Origin of the sequence: Myxococcus sp. AB025B, from assembly GCF_006518215.1 — a bacterium.
Taxonomy (GTDB): Bacteria; Myxococcota; Myxococcia; order Myxococcales; family Myxococcaceae; genus Myxococcus; species Myxococcus fulvus.
The window spans coordinates 1-6,351 of record NZ_SRLW01000427.1 but is presented as its reverse complement, the minus strand read 5'-3'; the positions used below and the strand labels follow the sequence as shown (position 1 = coordinate 6,351).

The following is a 6,351-nucleotide window of genomic DNA, read 5'->3' as shown; positions in this document are numbered from 1 at the left end:
GGACAGGGCCGAGGCCGCCCCCACCACCGCCCCGAGAAGGTGGCCCCGGACCGCACCTCGCCCGAGCTGGGCCCGGATGGCCTGCCCCAGGTCTCCCTGCTGCGCCGGGGCGTCGAGCGCTGGCAGGCGGGCCACCCCTGGATCTATCGGGCCGACCTCAACGGCGACCCGGGCCTGCAGGGCGGCGAAATCGTCCGCGTCACCGACGGGCGCGGCTGGTTCATCGGCAAGGCGTTCTACTCGCGCCAGTCGAAGATCTCGCTGCGCTGGCTGAGCTTCGACGACGTGGCGGTGGACGAGGACTTCTTCCGCCAGCGCCTCCTGTCCGCCCAGGCCCTGCGCAAGAGCGCGCTGCCGGGCGAGACGACGTACCGGCTGGTGCACGGAGAGGCGGACGGCATCCCGGGCCTGGTGGTGGACCGCTACGGCGACTACCTGAGCGTGCAGTTCCTGGTGCCCGCCACCGAGCAGCGCAAGGCGCTCATCGCGGACCTGCTCGAGGCGCAGTTCAAGCCGCGCGGCATCGTCAACCGCTCGGACGTGGGCGTGCGCAACCTGGAGGGCCTGACGCCGGAGAAGGGCCTGTTGCGCGGCGAACTGCCCCCGGGCCCCATCTCCTTCGACGAGGGCATGGTGCGCGTGCGCGCGGACCTGCTGGAGGGCCAGAAGACGGGCGCGTTCCTGGACCAGAAGGAGAACCACGTCATGGCGGCGCAGTACGCCGCGGGCGAGGCGCTGGACTGCTTCTCATACGTGGGCGGCTTCGCGCTCCAGCTCGCCACGCGGGCCCAGAGCGTCACCGCGGTGGAGATTTCGGACCAGGCCGCGGCCCAGCTGCGTGAGAACGCCCAGGCGAACAAGCTCTCCAATGTGAATGTGGTGGCCGCCAACGCGTTCGACTTCCTGCGCGACGCGGTGGACGACGGCAGGAAGTTCGACACCATCGTCCTGGACCCGCCGTCGTTCGCGAAGAACAAGGACGCCATCGCCGCCGCGGTGCGTGGGTACAAGGAGATCAACCTGCGCGCCATGCAGCTGCTCAGGCCCGGCGGGCACCTCATCACCGCGAGCTGCACGTACCACGTGGACGAGCAGGCCTTCGAGGACATGCTCGCCTCCGCCGCCGCGGACGCGAAGCGGCGCATGCAGATCATCGAGCGGCGCGGCGCGGGCAAGGACCACCCCGTGCTGTTGAACCTGCGGGAGACCCGCTACCTGAAGTGCTACGTGCTGCGCGCGATGTGAGCGCCGGGCGCTCGGCCAGGGGAGGAGGACATGCGGACCCGGGACTGGGACGACGAGGAGGAAGCTCCCGCCACGCGGGGCTCCCATCAGAAGGAGCGCGCGCTCAAGGAAGTGCGCGCCATCTTCCGCCAGGCCGACGCCGCCTACGGCCCCTTCTCCTGCCCCGCCAGCGGTGAGTGCTGCCAGCTGTCCCGCACGGGCCGCCAGCCCTGGCTGTGGCTGCCCGAGTGGGAGCTGCTCACCCAGGGCCGCCCCCTGCCGCCCCCGCGCGAGGACGGCGGCTGCCCCTACCTGGACGCGGCCGGCAAGCGCTGCACCGTGTACGCGGACCGGCCCTTCGGCTGCCGCACGTTCTTCTGCGAGCGCATCCGCGGCCCCGCCCGCCAGCCCGCCGAAACCGTGGGGGCGTTGCTGGAGCGGCTCGAGCGCGTCTCCCAGCAGCGCGAGCCCTTGATGCGCGCGCCCCGGCCCTTGCTCGAGTGGCACGCCGAGGCCCTCGCCCGGGCGTCAACCAAGACACCCTGACGGGTCATCCCTACCCACCCCACCGCTCCGGGTCTGCATTGAATCCCACTCTTGGATTCAAGCTATTGAGGCAATTCCAGAAGTTCACAGACACATGACGCATGTATCAGTGTGAACTCGCTCGCCGACGAGGCCATGATTGTGCCGGCAATCCGGCTGCGGAGGCGTGGGCGTGCGCAGAAGTCTGACTGCGAGGACGAAGGGGAACGGAGACCACCCGGTGGCCGGTGGAGCATCCTCGTCGTGATACCGCCGCGTTGGCTCGTCGCACCGCAGGAGTACAAGGGCACCCTCACGGCGGCGGAAGCCGCGGAGGCGATGGCCCGGGGCGTGCGGGAGGTGTCGCCCGAGGTGGTGCTGGACCTGGCGCCGCTGGCGGATGGCGGCCCTGGCACCGTGGAGGCGTTGCTGTCGGGGACGCGTGGTGAGCGCCGCGTGTGCCGGGTGCATTGCCCCCTGGGCAAGCCGATGGAGGCCGCGTGGGCGCTGCTCGAGGACGGGCGCACGGCGGTGGTGGAGATGGCCGCGGCCTCCGGGCTGGTGCACCTGGAGCCCAATCCCGCCAGCGCGAGGAAGGCCTCGACGTACGGCGCGGGTGAGCTGATGCGGGCCGCGCTGGACTCGGGCTGCGAGCGGCTCATCATCGGACTCGGTGGCAGCGCGACGACGGACGGCGGCACGGGCGCGCTCACGGCGCTGGGCTATCGGTTCCTGGATGCCAACGGTCATCCTCTTCCGCCCGGTGGTGCGGCGCTCTCGGCGCTCGCGCGGGTGGACGCGAGTGGACGCCACCCCCGGCTGGGCAAGGTGGAGCTGATGGGCGCCACGGACGTCACGTCGCCGCTGCTGGGCGCGGATGGCGCGGCGCGGTTGTTCGGTCCGCAGAAGGGCGCGGACGCGCAGGGCGTGGAGGAGCTGGAGGCGGCGCTCGCGCACTACTCGCGCGTGGTGGGGGATTTGTCCGCGGGCTGGCCGGGCACGGGCGCGGCGGGAGGCTTCGGCTTCGGGCTGGTGGCGCTCGCGGGCGCGCGGCTGGTGCCGGGGTATGAGCTGGTGTCGCGGGCCCTGGGGCTGGAGCGCCGCGTGCTGCTCGCGGAGGTGGTGCTCACGGGCGAGGGGCGCTTCGACCGGCAGACGTCGCTGGGCAAGGGCCCCGGGGGTCTGGCGCGACTGGCCCGCGAGCACGGCACGCCGGTGGAGCTCTTCGCGGGCTCGGTGCGCCGCGATGAAGGCGTGGAGCTGGACCTGTTCCACACGGTGGTGGACCTGAGCACCCAGGCGCGTCCCGGCGCAACGGCGGCGGAGGTGCTCCAGGAGGCCGTGGCACGCTGGACGGCCGCGCGACTCAAGACGACGCGCTGAGGCCGGGGCGGCACCTCGCGCTCACGCGACCAAGGCCCAGGCACCTGGCGTGGGCCCGACGCACGCGGGACCGGATGTGGGGTACCCCACCGGATGCGCGGTTCAAGACGGCGCGCGGAGGCTCGCGCACGCGACCGGGCGGGGAGGCCCCTCGGACTCGCGTGACGGGCCCAGGCGATTGAGGTGGGCTCGACACACGCGCGCGACTGGATGTGGGGTACCCCACCGGATGCGCGATTCAAGGCGGCGCGCGGAGGCTCGCGCACGCGACCGGGCGGGGCAGCACCTCGGACTCGCGTGACGGGGCCCAGGCGACTGGGGTGGGCTCGACACACGCGCGCGACTGGATGTGGGGTACCCCACCGGATGCGCGGTTCAAGACGGCGCGCGGAGGCTCGCGCACGCGACCGGGCGGGGAGGCCCCTCGGACTCGCGTGACGGGGCCCAAGCGATTGAGATGGGCTCGACACACGCGCGACTGGATGTGGGGTACCCCACCGGATGCGCGGCTCAGTCCTCCAGCGGGTCTGTCGTGCGCACCACGCGCATGCCCACCACGCGCAGTTCCTCGATGGCCGCATCCGCCATCCGGGGGAAGTCGAGCGCGGGAGGCAGCGGATTCAGCGGCGGCGCGGGCACCGGGCTCATCGCATCCACGAGGATGTGCACGCGCCCCATCCGCGAGCGGTCCGTGCGCTCGATGTGCTCGCGCAGGTCGCGCAGGGTGGACAGCACGCAGTGCGACTTGGCCTGACCGAACACGTAGACGCGGTCGAACGTCATCAGCCGCTCGAACAGGCGCGTGTTGAACTCCCCCACGCGCTGGCCCTTCACCTCCGTCACGTCCGGCGACAGCACCGAGTAGTTCTCGGTCAGCGGGTGCTCGCCCTTCAGCTCGAAGTGCGTGGGCGTGTCGCGCACCAGGGCGTGGAACGCGCTCGCTTCGTAGAACGCCGGCACCAACGCGTGGCTCAGTCCGCCCAGCAGCGCATGGTACGGCCAGATGGTGTGCACGTAGCGACCGCGCGCCTCCAGCCGCTCGCAATACTCCAGGCTCTCCGCCTCGAAGCGCGTGGCGCGCCAACGGCCCGCGCGCACGTCCGCGGCGGTGATGGACGTGAGCGGCGGCGGAGGCTTTCCCTCCGCGTCACGCCACCACGCGGGATGGAAGATTTGAAAGACGCGGTGCGTGTCGAGCGAGAACACCAGCTGCGTCACCCGCCCCAGGTTCGCGTAGAGCCAGCGCAGCGTGCGCTGGGTGTCCTCCACCGCGCCCGGGACGAAGAGGCTGGCGCCGGGCGTGCAGAAGGCCACCTGCACGTCGATGCCGAAGGCCGCGATGCGCACGCGGTCCTCGCTCGCCGGACGGACGCGGTGCTCGGCCGCGTAGCGCAGGGCCTCCTCGGCGACCTCTCCGGTGCGCTCCAGGTAGAGCTGTCCGGCGCGAGCGTCGTCGTGGAACCGGGGAATCGGCAGCGTCATGGGTCGTCCTCAGCGTCCCTTGGGGAAGTGCTTGCGCGTGAGCTCCTCGACGAGCGCGCGCGTGGCCTGCGTCTGGGCAATCTTCGCGGGCTCCGAGTTCACCTCCAGCGCCCCCACCAGCGAAGGCGTCTCGGGCTCGGCATCCATCAGCGGGAAGTACCCATCCGGCACGGGCTCGCCCTCCTGTCCCACCAGCCCGATGGGCCCGGAGCCGTGGCGGCGGCGGAACAGGACGGGCGTGCCGGGGATGCTCTGCTTGCCCTCGGCCAGCTCGTTGCCGAACTTCATCACCGGCTGCGGGCCCGTCTGCGACAGCTTGTAGATGGCGGCCACCTTGTCGCGCGTGAAGGGACACTCCATGGTCCGCGCGACGATGTGACCTCCGTAGCCGTAGAACTGCGAGCCCGGCTCCCAGCCCACCTGTCGACGCAGGTCCTCGAACTCGCGCGTGGCCTCGGCGTCCAGGCCGTCCTCGAGGATGTTGACGGGCTTGATGCCGATGTCGCGCGCGCGCGTCACCGCGTACAGGTACTGGAGCTTCTTGTTGCCCGAGTCGAAGCGGATGGAGTCCCCCGCGCCCGGCTCCTCGCGGATGAGCTGGAAGGCGGCGGGGATGCCGGAGGTGAGCGTGTCGAAGGTGTCCAGCAGGTAGCTGGAGCGCTGCGGACGGCGCTCGCGCATGGCGCGGAAGGCGGCATCGTCCGAACCGAAGCGCTGGATGTGCTCGTGGCCCATCGTGCCCACGGGAATCATCCCCAGCTTGCGCGCGCCCTCCACGTTGCTGGTGCGCGTCACCCCCACGTCCTTGCAGGCCCGCAGGGCCAGCTCGTGCTGCTGCTGGCAGGTGGCCGCGCGCAGGCCCACCTCGAAGATGCGGGCCGGGTCCTCCACCGCGTCGATGAGCTCCTTCACGGTGGCGCGCACGCGCTGCAGGTAGCCCTCCGAGTCCACGGTGATGGGCACCGGCTTGACGCCCACCGCGTCGAGCGTCTCCAGGGCAATCGCCTTCTGCTCGTCGCAGGTGACGCGGGCGAGCGCGCGCGCCAGTCCCTCGCGGTCCGTCAGGGCCTGGGTGGCCACCTGGATGCGGAAGTTGAGCTGGAGCAGCAGCGGCTCCACCCACGAGACGAGCGCGGAGGGGCCGGTGACGGTGAGGATGGGCTCGCGGGGGAAGAAGCACGCGCCCTGGGGGATGGCGCGGACGGAGAGCTTCTCCTTGCGGAGGATGGCCGCCTTGAAGCCCACGCCCATCTCGTAGTCGTACTTCGCGAGAAAGTCGTAGTCCTCGGGCTTGGGCTCGGGCAGGAGGGCACGCACGTAGGCGGCCAGGTCCAGCGGCATGACCTGGAGGCCACCCTTGCGGTGTGAGTAATAGAACGTCTCCCGGCGCAACGGCCAACCGGCCTCCGCCATGCTGAACTTGTAGCCATCCGTCGCGAGCAGCGAGGTCGCCATCCTGGGTACCTTCCTCCGATGTCACAGGAGACTACGCGCGCCATGATGGGTTTCCCACCCTTCCACCGCGCTTTCCCAAGCACACCGGGCAGGCGTGATTAAACCTGGAACCCATGTCGCCGGCCCCCTCCCGACGCCTCCTCCCCGCGCTCGTCGCCAGCCTCGGGCTGCATGGGCTCCTGTGGCTGGGCGTCGACAGCGTTCCGGAGGGCGCCCTCCGAGGGCCTCGTGAGCCCCTGTCTCTTATACACACCTGACGCTGCCGACGAAGCTAGAAGTGTA

General features: G+C 71.2%; 5 protein-coding genes. 3 read left to right on the top strand and 2 right to left on the bottom strand.

The window, feature by feature from the left end:
• The 3 genes from FL311_RS39815 to FL311_RS39805 all read left to right on the top strand — a co-directional run.
• On the top strand, nucleotides 1-1,245 hold a 1,245-nt coding region (locus FL311_RS39815), incomplete at its 5' end, for a class I SAM-dependent rRNA methyltransferase (RefSeq protein WP_228557396.1).
• Nucleotides 1,246-1,275: 30 nt separating this feature from the next.
• Nucleotides 1,276-1,770 carry a YkgJ family cysteine cluster protein gene (locus FL311_RS39810; protein WP_141332863.1) on the top strand — a complete coding sequence of 165 codons (495 nt, stop codon included), beginning with the start codon at nucleotides 1,276-1,278 and terminating at the stop codon, nucleotides 1,768-1,770.
• 243 nt (nucleotides 1,771-2,013) lie between these two features.
• The gene (locus FL311_RS39805) at nucleotides 2,014-3,132 is read left to right on the top strand and encodes a glycerate kinase (protein WP_141332862.1); all 1,119 of its coding nucleotides are present in this window, start codon (nucleotides 2,014-2,016) and stop codon (nucleotides 3,130-3,132) included.
• 510 nt (nucleotides 3,133-3,642) lie between these two features.
• Here FL311_RS39805 and FL311_RS39800 read toward each other — a convergent pair.
• Together FL311_RS39800 and FL311_RS39795 are read right to left on the bottom strand one after the other, a co-directional pair.
• Nucleotides 3,643-4,614 (bottom strand): nicotinamidase, encoded by a 972-nt coding sequence (locus tag FL311_RS39800; protein WP_141332861.1) that lies wholly within the window; start codon nucleotides 4,612-4,614, stop codon nucleotides 3,643-3,645.
• A gap of 9 nt (nucleotides 4,615-4,623) precedes the next feature.
• Nucleotides 4,624-6,069 carry a nicotinate phosphoribosyltransferase gene (locus FL311_RS39795; RefSeq protein WP_141332860.1) on the bottom strand — a complete coding sequence of 482 codons (1,446 nt, stop codon included), beginning with the start codon at nucleotides 6,067-6,069 and terminating at the stop codon, nucleotides 4,624-4,626.
• Between the last annotated feature and the right edge of the window lie 282 nt (nucleotides 6,070-6,351).